The sequence below is a fragment of the Devosia sp. WQ 349K1 genome, assembly GCF_016595685.1.
Taxonomy (GTDB): domain Bacteria; phylum Pseudomonadota; class Alphaproteobacteria; order Rhizobiales; family Devosiaceae; genus Devosia.
This window is the reverse complement of the sequence record NZ_JAENGO010000005.1, coordinates 154,649-173,442: the sequence shown is the minus strand read 5'-3', so window position 1 is coordinate 173,442 and position 18,794 is coordinate 154,649. Positions and strand designations below refer to the sequence as shown.

Annotated in this window: 15 protein-coding genes; 1 reads left to right on the top strand and 14 read right to left on the bottom strand. The window is 59.1% G+C overall.

Annotation, left to right across the window (positions count from 1 at the left end):
* The first annotated feature begins 2 nt into the window (after positions 1-2).
* Positions 3-1,292: a folylpolyglutamate synthase/dihydrofolate synthase family protein gene (locus JHL21_RS11510; protein ID WP_200213578.1), complete on the top strand. Its 1,290-nt coding sequence runs from the start codon at positions 3-5 to the stop codon at positions 1,290-1,292.
* 12 nt (positions 1,293-1,304) lie between these two features.
* Here the strand turns inward: JHL21_RS11510 and JHL21_RS11505 are convergent, their stop codons facing one another.
* The 14 genes from JHL21_RS11505 to cmk all read right to left on the bottom strand — a co-directional run bounded on the left by JHL21_RS11505 (position 1,305) and on the right by cmk (position 18,757).
* A complete protein-coding gene (locus tag JHL21_RS11505) occupies positions 1,305-2,978 on the bottom strand; it encodes a glycoside hydrolase family 3 protein (RefSeq protein ID WP_200213576.1) in 1,674 nt (557 codons plus the stop codon).
* A 145-nt stretch (positions 2,979-3,123) separates the two neighbouring features.
* Positions 3,124-3,450 carry a thioredoxin gene (gene trxA, locus JHL21_RS11500; RefSeq protein WP_169194351.1) on the bottom strand — a complete coding sequence of 109 codons (327 nt, stop codon included), beginning with the start codon at positions 3,448-3,450 and terminating at the stop codon, positions 3,124-3,126.
* Between the two features lie 75 nt (positions 3,451-3,525).
* On the bottom strand, positions 3,526-6,948 hold the full coding sequence (gene addA / locus JHL21_RS11495; protein WP_200213574.1) for a double-strand break repair helicase AddA: 3,423 nt from the start codon (positions 6,946-6,948) through the stop codon (positions 3,526-3,528).
* The gene (gene addB, locus JHL21_RS11490) at positions 6,945-9,956 is read right to left on the bottom strand and encodes a double-strand break repair protein AddB (RefSeq protein ID WP_200213573.1); all 3,012 of its coding nucleotides are present in this window, start codon (positions 9,954-9,956) and stop codon (positions 6,945-6,947) included. The genes addA and addB overlap by 4 nt, the downstream gene beginning before the upstream one ends.
* Positions 9,953-10,645, bottom strand: coding sequence for a nucleotidyltransferase family protein (locus JHL21_RS11485; protein ID WP_200213571.1), 693 nt, complete (start codon positions 10,643-10,645; stop codon positions 9,953-9,955). The genes addB and JHL21_RS11485 overlap by 4 nt, the downstream gene beginning before the upstream one ends.
* Positions 10,646-10,749: 104 nt before the next feature.
* Positions 10,750-11,727 (bottom strand): acetyl-CoA carboxylase, carboxyltransferase subunit beta, encoded by a 978-nt coding sequence (gene accD / locus JHL21_RS11480; protein WP_169194355.1) that lies wholly within the window; start codon positions 11,725-11,727, stop codon positions 10,750-10,752.
* Between the two features lie 118 nt (positions 11,728-11,845).
* Positions 11,846-12,670 carry a tryptophan synthase subunit alpha gene (gene trpA / locus JHL21_RS11475; RefSeq protein ID WP_200213783.1) on the bottom strand — a complete coding sequence of 275 codons (825 nt, stop codon included), beginning with the start codon at positions 12,668-12,670 and terminating at the stop codon, positions 11,846-11,848.
* Entirely contained in the window at positions 12,670-13,875 is a 1,206-nt protein-coding gene (trpB, locus tag JHL21_RS11470) for a tryptophan synthase subunit beta (protein WP_367948185.1), read from the bottom strand. The genes trpA and trpB overlap by 1 nt, the downstream gene beginning before the upstream one ends.
* A 215-nt stretch (positions 13,876-14,090) precedes the next feature.
* Entirely contained in the window at positions 14,091-14,741 is a 651-nt protein-coding gene (locus tag JHL21_RS11465) for a phosphoribosylanthranilate isomerase (RefSeq protein WP_200213569.1), read from the bottom strand.
* A 57-nt stretch (positions 14,742-14,798) separates the two neighbouring features.
* The gene (locus JHL21_RS11460; protein ID WP_200213568.1) at positions 14,799-15,161 is read right to left on the bottom strand and encodes a lipopolysaccharide assembly protein LapA domain-containing protein; all 363 of its coding nucleotides are present in this window, start codon (positions 15,159-15,161) and stop codon (positions 14,799-14,801) included.
* Between the two features lie 45 nt (positions 15,162-15,206).
* Positions 15,207-15,488 carry an integration host factor subunit beta gene (locus tag JHL21_RS11455; RefSeq protein ID WP_169194359.1) on the bottom strand — a complete coding sequence of 94 codons (282 nt, stop codon included), beginning with the start codon at positions 15,486-15,488 and terminating at the stop codon, positions 15,207-15,209.
* Positions 15,489-15,635: 147 nt separating this feature from the next.
* Positions 15,636-16,145: a GNAT family N-acetyltransferase gene (locus JHL21_RS11450; RefSeq protein ID WP_200213567.1), complete on the bottom strand. Its 510-nt coding sequence runs from the start codon at positions 16,143-16,145 to the stop codon at positions 15,636-15,638.
* A 73-nt stretch (positions 16,146-16,218) separates the two neighbouring features.
* Positions 16,219-17,931, bottom strand: a complete 1,713-nt coding sequence (gene rpsA / locus JHL21_RS11445) for a 30S ribosomal protein S1 (protein ID WP_169194361.1) — start codon at positions 17,929-17,931, stop codon at positions 16,219-16,221.
* A 184-nt stretch (positions 17,932-18,115) separates the two neighbouring features.
* Positions 18,116-18,757, bottom strand: coding sequence for a (d)CMP kinase (cmk, locus tag JHL21_RS11440; RefSeq protein ID WP_200213566.1), 642 nt, complete (start codon positions 18,755-18,757; stop codon positions 18,116-18,118).
* Between the last annotated feature and the right edge of the window lie 37 nt (positions 18,758-18,794).

The window sequence follows — 18,794 nt, the reverse complement described above, 5'->3', positions numbered from 1 at the left end:
AAATGTCCCGCACAGACGCCATTTTGGCCCGTTTGAGCCAGCTTCACCCAAAGCTGATCGACCTCAGCCTCGATCGCATGCTGCCCCTGTTGGAGCGCCTCGGAAACCCGCATGAAAAACTGCCTCCGGTCATCCATGTGGCCGGGACCAATGGCAAAGGCTCGACCATTGCCTATCTGCGCGCTTTCCTAGAAGCGGCGGGCAAGACAGTTCACGTCTACAATTCTCCGCATCTCGTCCGGTTCAATGAGCGCATCCGTCTCGCTAGCAAACTGGTTGAGACCCCAGTGCTCGATGCTGCATTGGAAGAGGTTGAGCTGATCAACAATGGCGATCCGATCACTTTCTTTGAGGTGACAACCGTCACGGCCTTCAAGCTCTTTGCCGAGACGCCTGCCGACTATCTTCTGCTCGAAGTCGGCATGGGCGGCACCTACGACACAACCAATGTGGTCAAGACCCCATTGGGCACGATCATCACCCCGGTCGATCTCGACCATCAAGGGTTCCTCGGCAATACGATTGGGAAGATTGCTGTCAACAAGGCGGGCATCCTCAAGCGTGGCGCCAAGGCGGTTATCGGCATTCAACAGCCTGACGCGCGCGATGTCATCGACCGCGCTGCACGCCGCTTGGGCGTTACCCCGATCTATCAGGGCGAAGAGTTTTATGGGGCCGAGCAGGAAGGGCGTTTGGTCTTTGAAGACCAAGACGGCCTCCTTGATTTGCCACCGCCTGCCTTGATCGGACAGCATCAGTTCGAAAATGCTGCGCTGGCCATTGCCGCCGCGCGCCATTTTGGCCTGCCGATTGATGAAGCAGCGTTTGCGCAAGGGCTCCGCAAGGTCACTTGGCCAGCGCGCATGCAGCCGCTGCGTAATGGACACCTGCGCGACCTGCTCTCCCCTAGCCATGAGCTATGGCTGGATGGCGGGCATAATGCCCATGGTTCGCGAGCTGTAGCGAAGGCTCTCGGCGCCATGCCGAAAAAGCCGTTGGTGCTGGTGCTCGGGATGATGAACACCCGCGCCCCCGAGGACGTGCTGGCGCCCTATATGCCGCTTGAGCCGGTGAAAGTGTTTACGCTCACCATTCCGGGCGAGCCTAATGCGCATTCGGGCGAAGAGATTGCCCGACGCGGCGCAGCTATTGGCGTGCCGACCGAGGCTGTCAGTGACGTAGAAACGGCCTTGAAGGCCGCTGCGGGCATTGCAAACGCCCGCGTGCTGGTGGCTGGATCGCTTTATCTGGCGGGTGACGTTTTGGATAAAAACAGCACCCTGCCCGACTGATCTATGTGTGCCTCAATATTTGGCCTGGTCGGACCCGCAGAAGGGATCGACCGGGCTCTTGCCCAAGAAGGGCTTCTTGCCCAAGAGGCAATCGAGGACCGCCTGCTGCATATCCTCGTTGGAGGCATAAGCGTTGACGTAGGTTTTAACCCGTGGCGCATCATGCAGATAGAACGGGTAGCCAAGCGACACCATCAGCACCGGCACATCGTGCCAATAGCGCTTCATCGCGCCAAAAACATTGCCCGTCAGCTCGCGCCAATTGAGGAAAATCCGCTGACGCGTCAGCAGGGTTTCTTCCGCAAGAAGATACAGCACGAGATCAAAATCCTTGATGTTGACCTGCATGTCAGGCGTATATTCGGTGATCTCAAAACCCTGCTCGCGCAAGAGATCTGGCAAGGACAGCGGCAGAGGCACCGGTGCGAAGGGTTGCACCGCCCCGGTCGAAAAGATCAAAACACGCTTATGCTTTTCAACCGTCAACGGCAAAAGGTTCGCTGTGTCTTTGACCAGCGTTGGCACTTTGTCATGCGCTGCCTTGGCGACTTCTTTGCTCGACAGACGCGCTAGAGTGAGCTGCGCGCTGATTGGCTCCAGCGGCTCACGATCAGTCTTGTGAAGGCCCAGTGCGGCCTTGAGCGCCAAAACACGCGTGACGGCTTCATCAACACGTTCCTGGCTCAAGCGACCATCGGCAACGGCGGCAACGAGATGCATCAAGTCGGCCGTGGGATCGTCGGAAAACAGAATAAGATCGCAGCCAGCAATGATGGATTGCGGAATGATTTCGGAACGCGGGCCCCAGTCACCAAAACCAGCCATAGGCGTGGCGTCGGTGACGATAAGGCCGTTAAAGCCCAGCTTTTCGCGTAGGAGCTGCTGATTGAGCAAAGAGCTTAAAACGGCTGGGCGGTATGCCTCAGCGCCTGCATCTGGGTCATTGGCGAGGACATAGGCGGGAAAAGCGATATGGGCAGACATGACGCTCATGACGCCCGCATCAATGGCGGCGCGATACAGCCGACCGAACTTGTCTTCCCATTCCTCCACGGAGAGCGGGTTTACGGTTGTGACCAGGTGCTGATCGCGGTCATCAAAGCCTTCGCCCGGCCAGTGCTTTACGGTCGCGGCGACGCCACTGGCCTGGAAGGCCGAGATTTCTGCTAGGGCGTGGCGCTCGATCAGATCAACGTCCGAGCCAAATGAGCGCGTGCTGACAATGGCGCTGCGCCAAGCGGCATTGATGTCGAGCAGCGGCGTAAAGCTCCAATTGAGCCCAACAGCATGAGCCTCTTCGGCCATGATGGTGGCAATCGCGGATGTGGTTTCAACATCGTCGATGGCCGCCAGCGCAAGCGGATTTGGCACTTCAGTGCCAAAGGGCAGGCTCATGCGGCTGCCTTCGAGATCGGCGCTGACCAGCATGGGCACAGGACCAACGCTATTGGCGTCATTGATCAAGCCAATCTCAGCACTGAGATTGGACGAATAGATTCGCGTGATACCGGCTGGTTTGAACGCGCGCAGACTATCGAGTGCGGCCTCCGGCGCATCGCGTGACAGCAGAATGAACAGCTGTGCCAGCTTATCGCGCGGGCTTAGGCTGGTCAGCGTTTCTTGCACCCAGGCCTGCGCGCCGTCTTCAAGATGGAACGGCGCGGCAGAGAGGTCGATGGCGGCCAAGGCAAATCCCCTGAAGTCTTCTTATTCTGTTTTGTCTTGCTTAGCAGCACCAGAGCAAGGTGGCAAAGGCGAGGCAGATCTTCAAGCAAACAAAAGCGCCGCCGGGAAATCCCGACGGCGCAACAAAAAATTTCTGGTCTGCCGATTAAGCGGCGTGGCCTTCGAGCCACTTGGCAAGACCCGCCTTTGGGGTGCCTGCGCCGATCTTCATGTCAGCTGCCTGACCGCCCTTGAACAGGATCATGGTCGGGATCGAGCGAACGCCATACTGAGCCGCAAGGCCCGGGTTTTCGTCGACGTTCAGCTTAACGATCTTTACCTTGCCAGCCAGTTCACTGGAGAGTTCATCAAGGACAGGGGCGATTGCGCGGCACGGTCCGCACCACTCCGCCCAGAAGTCCACGAGTACGGGCTCCTTGGAGTTCAGGACTTCCTCGCCAAAGTTGGCCTCGGAAACAGGATTAGTCATCATGGTGCCTTTAGGTTGAAAGCGGTCGTCTGTTTGCTCCTAAAGCTGGGAAGAGTCCAGCCCAGATACAAGGTCCGGTCAATCGAGCGTGAAATCCTTTGTCGCTTCTGCAAGCCGTTCTGGCGGCAAAATCATTAGGGATTCCAACTGAGTCCAAAGAATACCCGCGCGGACCGAGCGGCCGGGGAAAAGCTGCGTTGCAACCAGCGCATATAGGCCCAGCTGAGTGAGATAGGCCGGGGAGACCTTTCCGGGGTCGCTGGGCGCGTTCGCGTCAGATTTGTAATCGATGACAAGGACGCCCTCATCATCGACCACGATGCGATCCATGCGACCGCGCAAGATGATGGGCTCGCCTTTTTTGATGGCGTTGATCTGGAAGGGCACTTCCGGTCGGCTCGCAGGGCCGAAGAGCGCAGAGAACTCGGGCCGAGAGAGAATGGAAATAGCGCGGTTTTGCACGTCCTCAGCATGCTCACCGCCCCCCGGCATCAGCGCATCCAGCGCACGCGGAGCGACCTGCTCCCAGGCCGAACGCTCAACGCGCACAAGGTGCTGCAGCAAAGCGTGGAGTGCGATGCCAGCGCGGCGCGCCGTTTCGGCGTCACGGGCGCGTTCGGCCAGAGTGTCGAGAGCGTGTTCGGCGGGACCATGATCTTCAGCCGATGAGGGGCTGATAATTTTCGACACGTCCGGCTCTGGTACGGCGGGTAGCACCAGCTCTTGGGCGGCTTTACTCTCAGCCTTACCACCGGGCAGGTAGCGCAGCGCCGAGTGCTGGGGGAAAACATAGGAGAGCGGCACGTCGTCGTCGCCGCCGACTTTGTGGAGTTCCCCCGCAAGGCCCATCTCGATGGCTTCGTACCAGGAATTGTCGAGCTTTTGCGATGCTGTAAGCGTGCCGGTGACGTAAAGTTCGTCTTCGGCGCGGGTCATGGCGACGTAAAGGCGACGCCAATATTCTTCGGCGACCTGCGCGTCGCTGGCGGCTTTAATATTGAGCGACTCTTCGACATGCTGCCCGGATTGGGAGGCATGGACCAGTAAAGGCCCGGGCGCTTCGGCGACGACGTAAAGCGGCTTGCCGGTTTGTTTGCCCGAGGGCTTTGCTGTCGCATCGGCAAGAATAACAATGGGGGCTTCGAGGCCCTTGGAGCCGTGAACGGTCATGACGCGCACGCCCGCGCCGCCTTCGGCCAGTTCGCGCTTTATGGTGACAGATCGACGGCGCATGTCAGCGACAAAACCCTGCAAGGAGGGCTGCTCGCTCTGCTCGTGGCTGAGGGCCAATTCCAAAAGCTCGGAGATAACCTCGTCCACTTCCGTGCCCAAACGCGCGTGGAAGCGTTTTAGCCCGCCCTCGGCATAGAGCACGCCGGTGAGGAATTCGAAGGGGCGCTCCATATCGAGTTGGCTGCGCCACTTGCCCAGCACTTGCTTTACAGCAACAGCCTTCGGCTGTTCGGAAGCAAAGATTGCTGACCAGAGGGTCTGGTTGGCAAGGCGGTCGTGCGCGAAATCGTAGAGCAACTCTTCAGAGACGTCGAAGAGAGGCGAGCGCAGGAGCGCCGCCAATTGCAGATTGTCGGCTGGGTTGAGCAGCACATCCATCAGCGCCAAAAGATCAAGCACGGCGATGTGGCCGGTGACGGCCAGACGGTCAGCGCCGGGAGTCGGCAGGTTTTTGGCGCGCAGAGCGCGGATGACCTCTTGGAAGAAAGCGCCGCGCTTTTGAACGAGGATGAGAACGTCATCGGCGCGAACGGGACGTCCGCGTTCGCCCAAGATGCGGCCAGAATCGATCCAGGAGCGGATTTCCTCAGCGATGCGCATGGCGACCTGACGATTGCCACTCATCTCTCCGTCCACGGGCTCAAGCGGCCATTCGGTGGTTTCGCGCTCGGTTTTTTGCTCCTGCACTGGAGGCCAGAGCGTGACGCTGCCGCCCGATTGAATACGGGCTGCGGCGTGACCGATGGGCTCCACCGACAGAAGCGCCGCCCGGATATCGTCGCGCGAGCAGACCTTGTCGACCGCGTTCAATATGGAGCCGAGGGTGCGGAAACTGGTGTGCAGTTTGACGGCCTGAAAGTTCTTTGAGGCGAGCTGGGCGCGGCGGGCTATTTCGCGACCGGTTTCGCCAAACAGCACAGGCTGAGCGCCTTGGAAGGAATAGATCGACTGTTTTTGATCGCCCACGGCAAACAGCGAGCGAGGACGATCTATCGCACCTTCGCCGGTGAAGAACTCATCGGCCAGAGCACGAACAACGCGCCACTGCCGACCATTGGTGTCCTGACTTTCATCGACGAGAATGTGGTCGATGCCTGCGTCGAGCTTATACTGGACCCACGGGCCAAGCTCTTTATTGGCAAAGAGCGTGCCGAGCTTTTCGATGAGATCGTCAAAGTCGAGCAGCGAGTGGCGGCGCTTTTCGTCTTCGTAACGGGCGTGGATGGCGGCGACGACATCCAACACCGCTTCGCTACGTTCAACGAGAGCGGACGCCTTGGCTTCTTCTTCGAGCGCGATAATGCGCTCTTGCTCGCGGGTGAGCAGATCGTTGAGGCCGGGATTGCCTGTATCATCCGCCTTGAGCAGCAGCTTTTTGCGCGGATCGCCTGCTTTGGTGAAGAAGGCGCGGCGAAGCTCTTCAGCGGTAAGCGTTTCGGGCGTGAGGCGCGCGAGCACATCCACACACCCGTCGCCTTCAGGCTTAACCGCACAGCGAGAGCGAATCTGGGTCAGTGTGTCGGCGGTGAGAAGCGTATGGGCAGGAATATCGGCGCGGATCTCGGCAAAGGAGCGGCCCGAAAAACCAGCAATCTTGCGCAAGCGCGCCTTCGCCCCACCAATGTCCGCCAGCACGGGCTCAAGACGTGCCCCTTCCGAGAGGGCCACTGCAATAGCTTCGGAGATGGCGTGATCGCTCATGAGCCCGAACAGGCTTTCCACCGCTTGGGCATTTTCCTTGCCGCGCAAGCCATCGGCCATGACGCCTTCGCGGGCCGAGAGGATCATCTGCTCCTGGCGATCGTCTTCGATGACGGCGAAGTCAAAGGGGACACCGGCTTCAATAGGGAAGCGGTGCAACACGGCCTCGCAGAAGGCGTGGATGGTGAGAATGCGCAACCCGCCGGGGGTTTCAAGCGCGCGGGCAAAGAGGGTTCGCGCATCGCGCAATTGCTCTTTTGTGGGCGCGCTGCCGGACACGTCGCTGAGAGTTTTATAGAGCGCCTCTTCGCTGGCAACCGCCCAAGCGGCCAGCTCATTGCCGACGCGGCGGCGCATTTCTGCGGCTGCGGCCTTGGTATAGGTGAGGCAGAGAATCGATTGCGGCCGCACGCCGGAAAGCAGCAAGCGCAAGACGCGACGGGTGAGCACGAAAGTTTTCCCCGAGCCCGCATTGGCTTCCACCCAGATGGAATAGGTGGGGTCGGAAGCGCGCGCTTGACTCGATGTGGTGTCGAAGGGGACGGAAAGTTTGCCGCGATCGCTCATGCCTCGTCATCCCCATCAACAGCGGTCCATTCGGCAACACGCGCCAAGTGATCATAAGTCCCTGCAAAACGCTGGGTTTTGAGCGGCATGAGTCGGGCGGGAAGCGGTGTTTCGGCCAAAAGGAAATGCTCGATGTGCGACTGCATGCGACGGTTGATCTCGTCGGCCGCCTCCATGAGGCTGGTGTTGGGCGGCAAGGCAAACCCCGAGACTTTAAGGGCGTCGGGGCCGAGGCCGATCTTGATATAGGTGAGGGCTGAGGTGTCGGCAGAAGCGACGCCGCGCATGCCGCCATTGGCACCCATTTCCGCTTCCAACAGGAGCTGCGGGGCCTCAAACGCCTTCATCGCCGCGCCGGACGGCGGTGAGCCGGTTTTGAAATCGAGCATTTCGAGCGTGCCGTCATACAGCTCATCGACACGGTCGGCCTTGCCGGTGATGAGAAAATCATACGCCAGTTTGAGCTCAAGCTGCCCTTCGATTTCCGCGTGGCGTTTGCGCACCAGAGGATCGCGCTGCCGCTCGAAGTTGAGGAATTGTTCGGCCGCTGTGGCAAAGCGTCGAAGCCAAATGTCCCGGCGTTCGCCAATGGCGTCGAGATTGGCAAATTCTTCCGCGGCGAGGCGATTGAGGGTTTCGAGCGCGTCAGGCGCAGAAACCTCAAAACCTTCTTGGACAAAGCGGGCAAAGATGGCGTGGATAATGGTGCCGCGTTCGCGCGCATCAGGCTCTTCGCCCAAAGGATCGAGCTGGCGCAGTTTGAGAACGTGCTTGGCGTAAATGTCATAAGGCGAACGCATCAGCGTTTCGATTTCGGTCACCGAGAGTTTTTGGGTGCGAGGGACAATCGGTGGATTGGGAAGCGGACGCTTGGCGGGGGTGACGCTTGTTACAGCGTCGATCGCACGCGATTGGGCAATCCAGAACTGGCCGCGCTCGCGCATGGTCTCCACTGCCGAAGCGCCGATGAACGCGTCTAGACGCTGGACGAGACGCGAGGGCAAAGCAGGGCTGGAGCCGACGCGGTCTGAATAGGAAATAATAACGGCGTCACGGCCCATGGCCTGGGCAAAGTCATGCGCGGCGAGGCCCTGCATACGCTCGGGCGGCTCCATGCCAGCAGCAAGGCGCATGCCTCGACTGAGCCAAGGGCCGGGGTCGGCGGCGGCAGGCCATTTGTCTTCGTTGAGCCCGGCGAGAATAACCAGATCGGGTGCCATGAGGCGGGCTTCAATCTGCCCCCAAATGGAAATATCGGCCCGGCGGGCTTCGCGGTTGCGCACCTGATATCCGGTCATAAGCGCGGAAAGGACTGCATCAAGACCGCGCGGGGCGAAGCGATGGCCCTCCTCGGCGAGCTTTTCCATGTCCGCAGCCCAACGCGCCAATTCATCTCGCCCATGGAGCGGCGCGCCCTGACTGACCGCAGTGACAGCGGCAAAGAGCGCGGCGGCAAGTTGCCCGGCTCCTATCTCAGGCTTGGCTGAAAGGGCGTTGAGCCCGGAATTGGCCTTTTCGAGCTTATCGAAAAAGCCGAGAAGCTTTTCGGCCGCGTCTTCGCTGATGCGACGACCACCCGGAACGTCTTGACCCGTCTGCTTTTCGACGGCTTTGCGCAGTCCCGCGACACCGGGGGCGAGGCGTTGACCGCGCAGAATTTTGAGATCGACAATATCGGCGAAGATGGTGATGTCGGCGCGCTCGAGGCCAAAGAGGGCAGAGCGATTGCGCAGGAGCGCCACGAGATCCACGGGAGCGCATTGCCCGGTAACAAGGCTCAAGACCTGACGGGAAAGACGGCCTGCGGGCGATTGGAAGAGCGGCGCGCCTGCGGCGTCGTCGACCTCAATGTCAAAGCGACGCAATTCGGCAGCGATACGGCGCGCAAGGTTTCGGTCGGGCGTGATAATGCCGACAGTTTTGTTCGCGGCGAGAGCGGCGCGACTGGCGAGGGCGACGGAGCGCGCTTCCTCGTCTTCGGTGCGGGCGCGGATGACGGACACAGTGTCAAATGCCGCCGCGATGATGTCGTCGTCGGGGCGTAGGCTCGACCAAAGCGCTGTGTCTTCGGTGAGCGCGAGGGCGTGGTTGACGATGGAGGTGCGGGGGTGATCGACCGCACACAGCTCCACCACATCGCCCACGCCAGCACCGAGACGGCGCAAAAGGCGGGCGAGGCCATATTGCGGGTGGCCATGCGGATTGCTGTCGGAATTGAGCAGCGCCTCGTGCATCTGCGGGCTCATATCCATGTCGAGGCCGGGGAGCACAACCGCGCCACGCGGCAGGCTGCCGATTGCAGCGAGAAGGCGGGCGGTTGCAGCAATCGACCCGGTGGAACCGGCGGCGATGACGGGACGGTCCGCATAGACATGGGTTGAAGCCAGCGCTTGTCGATCAAGGCGCTGACGGCGGATTTCCTGCGGATCGGCGCGCCCGGGACCAAGGTGATGTGGCCAAAGGGTCAGCGCGATATTGAGAAACTCTAAGGTTTGCTGCCAGTAATTGCTGACCTCATGCTCCATGCCCTCTTTGATGGCATAGAGATCGGAAGCGGATTTTTCTTCGATCTGAAGATCGTCAATGACGGTGCCGAGCGAGTCCGACATAGAAAAGATTTCAGCGGCCGTTGGCGGGGTCGAAAAAGCCTGAATGCCCGCCGGGCTATGGGCCCAGGCGGCGACAAGGCGTGACATCACGAGGCGGCGCTCTAGCCCGGTCACGCCCAGCGGCATGGGTGGAGCATCATAGGGCGGCAGGAAAGGTTCTTCTTCGGCGTCGTCACCACCAAAGGTACGAATATCCGGCAGAAGGCCTGCGTATTCAGGATGCGCAGCAAAACAATCTGCGAGCAGCGCGCGGGCGCGTTGGGTGGGGACGACAATGGTGACGTCGGACAGCCAGAAGGGGCCAGAGCGGTTCCAATCGTGTAGCAGCCGACCATCCATCACTGCATCGGCGAGACACTGCAGAAATGGGGTGTGGGGGGCGATCGAAAAGAGCCTCATGCCGAAAGCGCCTTTTCGGCTGCGGCGAGCCCTTCGGCATCGCCGACATGGAACCATGGCGCGTCCAAGGTGACGCCGAGAAGATTTTCCTCTTCGAGGGCACGCTCGAACAAGAGGTTCAAGGAAAACTCGCCGTCAGGCGTGTCAGCGAAGAGGTTTTTGCCCAGAAGAGCCACGCCCGCATAGATGACCGGAGCGCCGTAATCGAGGGTAATACGCCCAAACGGATCAAGGCAAAAATCGTGGCTGCGGGAAAAGCCTGAAGCACGCGAAGGCTGGACGCATAGGAGCACGATTTGATCTTCGGTTTCTCGCTTGGCCTGCATGCGGGCCAAAGGCGTATCCGCCCCTTCCGGCCAGAAGGCGTCCGTGTTCATGACGAAGAACGGATCGGAGTGCAGCATGGGCAGCGCGGCTTTGACGCCGCCACCCGTGCCGAGGCGGGTGTCTTCGCGATTGACCTTTAGCAGGCCGCCAAAATGGGCCAGCACTTGGTCCGCGCGATAATGGGCATTGGCAGCGAAGCGCTTTGCCCCTTCTGCCCGAGCGGTGCCGATGACGCGCTCAATCAAAGGAATACCAGCCACCGGCACAAGCGGCTTTGGGACGGCTTCGGTGATTGGGCGCAGCCGCGTGCCAAGACCGGCGGCAAGCAGCATAACATCGGGGAATCGGGCAGGTTTTTCCATGAACGGATAGAACAGGCGGAGAGCTGATCTGTCCAGTTTGGCGAGACGCCTGCAATGCTGAGCGGACAAGAAAAAGGGCGCTCGCGGCGCCCTTCTGAAACAGCTTATTCGGCGTGGGCCGGAACCGGCGGATCAATATCGTCATCGCCTTCAGCGGCGACAGCGGCAGCGCGCAGGCTGGCCTGAGCCGCAACAGCCTTAGTAGCCGAACCCGAAAGGGCTGGGTTTTCTGGAGCGTTGGTGAGGATTGCTGCGAGCGAGCCAATGGTCGAACGCAGATTGTGGCGGTGCACAACCATATCCACCATTCCGTGGCTATAAAGATATTCGGAACGCTGAAAACCTTTAGGCAGCTTTTCGCGAATGGTTTGCTCGATAACGCGCTGACCGGCAAAGCCGATGAGTGCGCCCGGCTCGGCCAGATGCACGTCGCCGATCATGGCGTAGGATGCAGTAACGCCACCCGTGGTCGGGTTGGTGAGCACGACAAAGAATGGCAGGCCAGCTTCACGCAGACGCAAGACCGCAACCGTGGTGCGGGCCATCTGCATCAGGCTCAAAATGCCTTCCTGCATGCGCGCGCCGCCAGAAGCGACAAAGAGCACGAAGGGGGTGTTGTTCTTCACAGCGGTTTCGAGACCAGTGATGATCCCCTGCCCTGCGGCCATGCCGAGCGAGCCGCCCATAAAGTCAAAGTCTTGGATGCCCACGGTGATAGCGCGCTCATAGAGCTTACCGGTGGCGACGATCACGCTGTCGGTATTGCCAGTCTTGGCGCGGTTTTCCTTGAGGCGATCAACGTATTTCTTCTGATCGCGGAATTTCAGAGGATCAACCGGAACGTCAGCGACGGGCACGAGATCATACTTGCCATCGTCCAAGAAGGTCGCCAGGCGGTCCGCCGGCTTGATCTTCATGTGATAGCCAGAATTGGGCACAACCCACTGGTTCGCTTCGAGATCGCGGTAAAACACCATTTCCCCGGACTCGGGGTCTTTAACCCAGAGGTTCTCAGGGGTTTCGCGCTTGTTGGTCAGCAACGAGCGAATTTTGGGGCGGACGAAATTGTCGATCCAGTTCATAGCGCGGCCTTTCGCGATGGACTCTTAACGGCCCACGTAGCAGTCGATTGTGGCATTTCTTATCAGGCGGAAACGAGAAGCGCAAAATATGCACGCTTCTCTTATCCACATGGCGGGGTTAGACGCGAGCGCGCTTCACACCCGATGCGAGGTCCGCGACGATATCGCGGACTGCGGAAACGGTTTTGTCAGTGGCCTTGCCGTCAACCAGCGAGGTGCGGACGGCGTCCACAAGCACCGAGCCGACAACAACGCCGTCGGAATGCTTGCCAATCATGGCAGCGTCGTCGGCGGTTTTAATGCCAAAGCCGACCGCAACCGGAAGAGCGGTGTGGGCCTTGATCCGGTCCACTGCGTCACCAACGGCAGCGCGCGACTTGATCTCAGCGCCCGTCACGCCATTCATCGAGACATAGTAGACAAAGCCCGAGGTGTTTTTGAGAACAGCCGGAAGGCGCTTGTCGTCGGTGGTTGGGGTGGTGAGACGGATAAAGTTGATGCCTGCTTGAAGCGCTGGAATGCACAGCTCGCTGTCTTCTTCCGGGGGAAGATCGACAACGATCAGGCCATCAACTCCGGCTGCCTTGGCCTGCACGAGGAACTTGTCGACGCCGAAGGAATAGATGGGGTTGTAATAGCCCATTAGAACGATCGGGGTGTTTTCGTCCTTGCGACGGAAATCTTCGACCATGCCGAGAATGCCCAGCAGTGTCTGACCGGCGGCAAGGGCGCGCTGACCACCGAGCTGAATGGCCAAACCGTCGGCCATCGGATCGGAGAAGGGCATGCCCAGTTCGATCACATCCGCACCGGCCTGTGGCAGGGCTTCGAGGATCGCCTGGCTGGTGGCCAGATCCGGATCGCCGCCCATGATGAAGGTGACGAGTGCGGGGCGGTTTTCTGCCTTGAGCGCGGCAAAGCGCTTTTCAATACGCGACATAATTAGAGCAGCCCCAGATGCTTGCCGACAGATTCGACGTCCTTGTCACCGCGACCGGAGAGACAGAGAACAATGTGCTTATCCTTGCCCATGGTCGGCGCGATCTTGCAAACCTGCGCGAGGCCGTGAGCGGATTCGAGCGCCGGGATAATGCCTTCAGTGCGGGTGCACAGCTGGAAGGCGTCGAGCGCTTCATTGTCGGTGATCGGCTGATAGGTAACACGCTTGATGTCGTGAAGCCACGAGTGTTCTGGGCCAACGCCGGGATAGTCGAGACCTGCCGAGATCGAGTGGCCTTCAAGGATCTGACCAGCGTCATCTTGCAAAAGATAGGTGCGGTTGCCGTGCAGCACGCCCGGGCGACCACCAGTCATGGACGCGGCGTGACCGTTTTCAACGTCAATACCGTGACCGCCAGCTTCTGCGCCATAGAGCGCGACGCTCTCGTCATCAAGGAAAGCGTGGAAGGAGCCAATGGCGTTCGAGCCGCCACCAACGCACGCGACGACTGCGTCCGGGAGGCGACCGTTGAGTTCCTGGAACTGCTGCTTGATTTCCGTGCCGATGACGGACTGGAAATCGCGGACCATTTCTGGATAGGGCGCCATGCCTGCGGCAGTGCCGATCAGGTAATAGGTGTTTTCGACATTGGTGACCCAGTCGCGGATCGCCTCGTTCATCGCGTCCTTGAGTGTGCCAGCGCCAGCGGTGACGGCGCGCACTTCAGCGCCCAGCATCTTCATGCGCAGAACGTTTGGCTTCTGGCGCTCAACGTCGGTTGCACCCATGAAAATGGTGCAGGGAATATCGAACTTGGCACAAACGGTGGCCGTTGCCACGCCATGCTGGCCCGCGCCGGTTTCGGCGATAATGCGGGTCTTGCCCATGCGCTTGGCGAGAAGGATCTGGCCAATGCAATTGTTGATCTTGTGCGAACCAGTGTGGTTGAGCTCTTCGCGCTTGAACCAGACTTGTGCGCCACCGAGCTGCTCGGACAAGCGCTTGGCGTGGTAGATCGGGCTAGGGCGGCCGATATAGTGGGTCGCGAGATCCTTCATCTCTGCCAGATAGGCCGGATCGGTCTTGGCGGCGCGATAGGCTACCTCAAGATCGAGAACGAGCGGCATCAGAGTTTCGGCGACGAAACGTCCGCCGAAGATACCAAAGCGCCCGTGTTCATCGGGGCCATTGCGCAGGGAATTGGTGATGGTCAATCGCGTATCCTCCGTCGAAATCCCGATGGGGACTTCTTCGTCGAGCTTTTCAAGCCCAGGGTATGGGCTTCAATAAGCTGGCATGGCCGGTGAGTGCAATAGATTTGGCAGGTGCAGGGGCTGATGAGAAAGGGGAATTTCGGGGATTGCGCCCGTCCCCTCGAAAAAGAATAAGGCCCACTCTTCCGAGCAGGCCTTAATCGACAGGTTCACATCGCCGAGCGGGCCGCGCGGACAAAGGCTTCCATCAGATGCTTTTGCTTGACGCCGGGTGCGCTTTCGACGCCAGAGGAAACGTCGATGCCAAAGCTCGGCCGGACCGTTTTGATCGCCTCAGCGACATTGTCCGCAGTCAGCCCGCCAGAGAGCATCAATGGAATATTGGGATCAATGCCCGCTAGAAGCGACCAATCAAACACGTGGCCCAACCCTCCGGGCCGATCGGCACCCTTGGGTGGTTTGGCGTCAACGAGTATCCGATCGGCAACGTCGTTAAACAGCGCAATCTGGGCAACGTCTTCAGCCGAACCGATGGGCAGGGCCTTCATGATCTCGACGCCTGCCAAATGGCGAATGGCGGAGACCCGTGCCGGGCTCTCGGGACCGTGCAACTGGATCCAATCAGGACCGAGAGCTGCGACTTCAGCGACGCAGGAATTATCTGGGTTAACCAGCAAAACACAGCTCTCCACGCGTCCACGGGCGGCAGAAATTAAATTGCCCAATTGCTCAATGGTCACATGGCGCGGCGAACGCGAAAAATGGACGAAACCGACCATATCGGCCCCGGCGTCTATTGCCGCGTCCAACAAGTCTTCCGTCTTGATGCCACAAATTTTGATTGTCTGATTATCGGCCATAATATGGTCGGGCTCAACGGGACGGGATGTATCGGAATTGCCGAACTGCGCCGTCCATCACCGCAGCTCAAGCAAATCATCTACCTCGTTGGCGGCAGAAACCGCGCTCGTACCGGTACGGCGGCGCAGCGTTTCCAACTCCTGGCTCAACTGAGTGGCTTCACGGCGCCAATGGCGCTCGCGGCGGCGATGGTGCCCTTGCGCAAACCAACTCGCCACGCCCCCAAGCAGAACTCCGACCAGAAGCACAACATAGAGAATGACGAACAAAGGCACGCCATAGCCCGACGCGCCCGCCTGCGCGGGAACGCCAAAAGGATTGAGATTGACAGCAACCAGCTGTCGATTAGCTAGGGCGAAAGCGATCAAGAGCCCGCAAAGGGGCACCAGAACCAGCCAGCCGACGATCTTGTTGACCATGCATATTCCGTGGGGCGAAGGCCCCGTTCTTGATCGCAGTCTAGCTTATTCGTGGTTCAAACGCTCGCGAATTTCTTTGCCCGCCTTAAACTGGGGCACGTACTTTTCGCCAACTTCAACCTGTTCACCCGTGCGTGGGTTGCGGCCAACACGCGCTGGTCGGTTCTTGACCGAAAAGGCCCCGAAACCGCGTAATTCAACCCGATCACCGCGCGCCATTGCATCGCCAATCTCATCGAGGATGGCGTTGACAATATTTTCGATGTCGCGCTGGAACAGATGCGGATTTTCCGCTGCAAGCTTCTCGACAAGTTCAGACTTGATCATAAAAGGCTCCGGTTCAGACCCATTTGGAGGGGTATTCCAACCTGCCAAAGCAGAACGAAACCGTCAAGCATAGTAATGGGTTGAGGTTACTTGCTGCTGTTTCATATGTGGCAGATTTGCGCCACAATCACGGCCTTGTGACCAAATTCAGGCGATCCGTTTGACCATAAATTCGGCATGAGCTTCATAAGCGGACAGCTTTTCCGCCAGTTCTGGGCGGTCTTCAACTTGAAAACCTTGCTTCTCCCAGAACGACACCGAGCCATTTACGGCCACCAAGCTCATGGTCGGATAGCCCATGGCAGCGGCGTGTTTTGTTAACGCCGACACGATCTTACCGGCCGCACCGACGCCGCGGGCAAGCGGTAGCAAGGCGAGATCGTGGATGTAATAGGTGTCCAAATCATCGGGGAGCTGGCCGAGGAGGGCATTCAGGGCCGGCAAGGATCCAAGCTTCCACGGATGAGACAGCATGTAACCGGCCGGGCGCTCTTGAACTTCGAAAAGATAGCAGCCGTTTCGATAGAGCTGAAATTTCTCGGCAAGAACTTCTGGGGCCTCAAAGAATCCAGGATGGACGCGGCCCGCAATTGCGTTCACCGCATCCATGTCATAGCCGGTCATGGCACGCCACGCGACATCACGAATTTGGATCATCTTATTCCTCTAAAAGAAACGACCCGCACCAAATGGCGCGGGTCGAATTTTTGTCAAATATGAGCAGAAGCTCTTACTTGTCGTCGCGGCCCTTGAGAGCTGCGCCGAGGATGTCGCCAAGCGATGCGCCCGAATCGGACGAACCGAAGTTAGCCACTGCTTCACGTTCTTCGGCGATTTCGAGCGCCTTGATCGAAAGCTGGATGCGGCCGGACTTACGGTCGTACTGGGTGACGCGTGCGTCGACCTTTTCACCCTTGCTGAAACGCTCTGGACGCTGATCGTTACGATCGCGGGAGAGGTCAGCACGACGGATGAAGGAGGTGACTTCGCTGTCAGCGATACGGACTTCGATGCCGCCTTCGTTGACTTCGATGACTTCGGTGGTGACAACAGCGTTCTTGCGCAGACCGCCGGTTTCGCCGCCAGCAGCGGAAGTTTCTGCGAGGTCGTCAGCAGCGAGCTGCTTGATACCGAGCGAGATGCGTTCCTTTTCGACGTCAACATCGAGGACCTTGGCCGAAACCATGTCACCGCGGTTGTAGTCTTCCAGAGCAACTTCGCCAGACTTCTGCCAGTCGAGGTCGGAAAGGTGAACCATGCCGTCCACGTCGCCTTCAAGACCGATGAACAGACCGAATTCGGTCTTGTTCTTGACTTCACCTTCGATGGTGGAGCCAACTGGGTTCTTTTCAGCAAACGCTTCCCATGGGTTCTGCAGGGTCTGCTTGAGACCGAGCGAGATACGACGCTTGTCAGCATCGACCTCGAGCACAACCACGTCAACTTCCTGCGAAGTCGAAACGATCTTGCCTGGGTGAACGTTCTTCTTGGTCCAGCTCATTTCGGAGACGTGGATCAGACCTTCAATGCCTGGTTCCAGTTCAACGAAAGCACCGTAGTCGGTGATGTTGGTCACGCGGCCAGTGAACTTAGCGTTGATTGGGTACTTGGCTTCGATGCCTTCCCACGGATCCGCCTGAAGCTGCTTCATGCCCAGCGAAATACGATGGGATTCATGATTGATGCGAACGATCTGAACCTTGATGGTTTCGCCGATCGTGAGCACTTCAGATGGGTGGTTAACACGACGCCAAGCGATGTCGGTGACGTGCAGCAGGCCGTCGATGCCGCCGAGGTCAACGAACGCACCGTAGTCGGTGATGTTCTTGACGACGCCGTCAACAACCTGGCCTTCTTCGAGCTGCTGGACGATTTCCGAACGCTGTTCTGCGCGCGATTCTTCCAGGATTGCACGACGCGAGACAACGATGTTGCCGCGACGCTTGTCCATCTTGAGAATCTGGAACGGCTGCGGAACGTTCATCAGCGGAGCGATATCGCGGATTGGGCGAATATCGACCTGCGAACGCGGCAGGAAGGCAACTGCGCCTTCGAGGTCAACGGTGAAGCCACCCTTAACCTGGTTGAAGATGGTGCCTTCAACGCGCTCGTTAGCGGTGTACTTAACTTCGAGCTTGACCCAGCTCTCTTCGCGGCGAGCCTTTTCGCGCGAAAGAACGGCTTCACCCATAGCGTTCTCGACGCGGTCAACATAGACCTCGACTTCCGAACCTACAGTGATGGTGCCGTCACGGCCTGCTGCGCCGAATTCCTTCAGCGGCACGCGGCCTTCGGTCTTCAGACCAACGTCGATGATCGCGAGGTCTTTTTCGATGGCGACGACTTTGCCGCGTACAACGGTGCCTTCAGCGGCATCGTTGTCGACAAAGGAGTCGAGCAGCATGGATTCGAAATCGTCTTTCGTCACAGTGTTCTGTGCCAAATTCTGTCTCCAGAGCGCCGGTGGTTTGGGGTTATTCACCTGAGTGGTACGGGTCCGCCTTGGAAAAACCAAAGCCGGCGCACGGAGCACCGCTTCCAACATCAGGAGATTTCTTTAGTCCGGTTCGGCCCGTGCTTTAGGTGATTGCCACAAGTGCCGGGCCCAAGGAGGAAATTAGAGAGAGTTATCTCTCTGCCTTGAGCGCCATAGCCTCGTCGACAATCGCAACGGCAGCGCGAAGTGCCGCTTCTATACCGAGAAGAGTCGTATCGAGCAAGTGCGCGTCTTGCGCCTTATAGAACCCGCCATTGGGATTCTGCATGTCTCGGGCGTCGCGCTGCTCGATCTGATGGAAGAGAGCATAGCGGTCGACGCTTTCCCCGCGCGCTTCAAGCTGGCGCGCCCGACGCTCCATACGCGCCTTGCTGTCTGCCTGGATGAAGAGCTTCACATCGGCATCTGGGCAGATATTGGTGCCGATATCACGCCCATCCAGCACAGCGCCGCCCGGTTGCTGGGCAAAATCACGCTGAAAATCAAACAGCGCCTCACGCACCGCACCGATGACCGCGATTTTACTCGCGAACACGCCAACCTCTGCCGTGGTCAGCGCGATCACATCGCCGAGATGACCAACATCTAGATTCTTCGCGGCGGCAATGGCAGCTGCCTCCATCTCAGGGGTGTCGATCTTGTCTGCGATTGCGAGTCCGACAGCACGATAAAGCAGGCCCGTGTCGAGATGAGGCAGTTGGTAATGCTTGGCGAGCCCAACAGCGAGCGTTCCTTTGCCCGATGCAGCGGGGCCATCAACAGCGATAATCATGGGCCAAGCTCCGGCTGCCATCTGGTTGTTCTCAAAG

Bases quoted from the DNA above. Each gene is read 5' to 3' on its own strand.
- cmk (WP_200213566.1), bottom strand. From the start codon at position 18,757: ATGATTATCGCTGTTGATGGCCCCGCTGCATCGGGCAAAGGAACGCTC.
- JHL21_RS11460 (WP_200213568.1), bottom strand. From the start codon at position 15,161: ATGGTCAACAAGATCGTCGGCTGGCTGGTTCTGGTGCCCCTTTGCGGG.
- addB (WP_200213573.1), bottom strand. From the start codon at position 9,956: ATGAGGCTCTTTTCGATCGCCCCCCACACCCCATTTCTGCAGTGTCTC.
- trxA (WP_169194351.1), bottom strand. From the start codon at position 3,450: ATGATGACTAATCCTGTTTCCGAGGCCAACTTTGGCGAGGAAGTCCTG.
- addA (WP_200213574.1), bottom strand. From the start codon at position 6,948: ATGAGCGATCGCGGCAAACTTTCCGTCCCCTTCGACACCACATCGAGT.
- JHL21_RS11455 (WP_169194359.1), bottom strand. From the start codon at position 15,488: ATGATCAAGTCTGAACTTGTCGAGAAGCTTGCAGCGGAAAATCCGCAT.
- JHL21_RS11465 (WP_200213569.1), bottom strand. From the start codon at position 14,741: ATGGCCGATAATCAGACAATCAAAATTTGTGGCATCAAGACGGAAGAC.
- JHL21_RS11510 (WP_200213578.1), top strand. From the start codon at position 3: ATGTCCCGCACAGACGCCATTTTGGCCCGTTTGAGCCAGCTTCACCCA.
- accD (WP_169194355.1), bottom strand. From the start codon at position 11,727: ATGAACTGGATCGACAATTTCGTCCGCCCCAAAATTCGCTCGTTGCTG.
- JHL21_RS11485 (WP_200213571.1), bottom strand. From the start codon at position 10,645: ATGGAAAAACCTGCCCGATTCCCCGATGTTATGCTGCTTGCCGCCGGT.
- JHL21_RS11450 (WP_200213567.1), bottom strand. From the start codon at position 16,145: ATGATCCAAATTCGTGATGTCGCGTGGCGTGCCATGACCGGCTATGAC.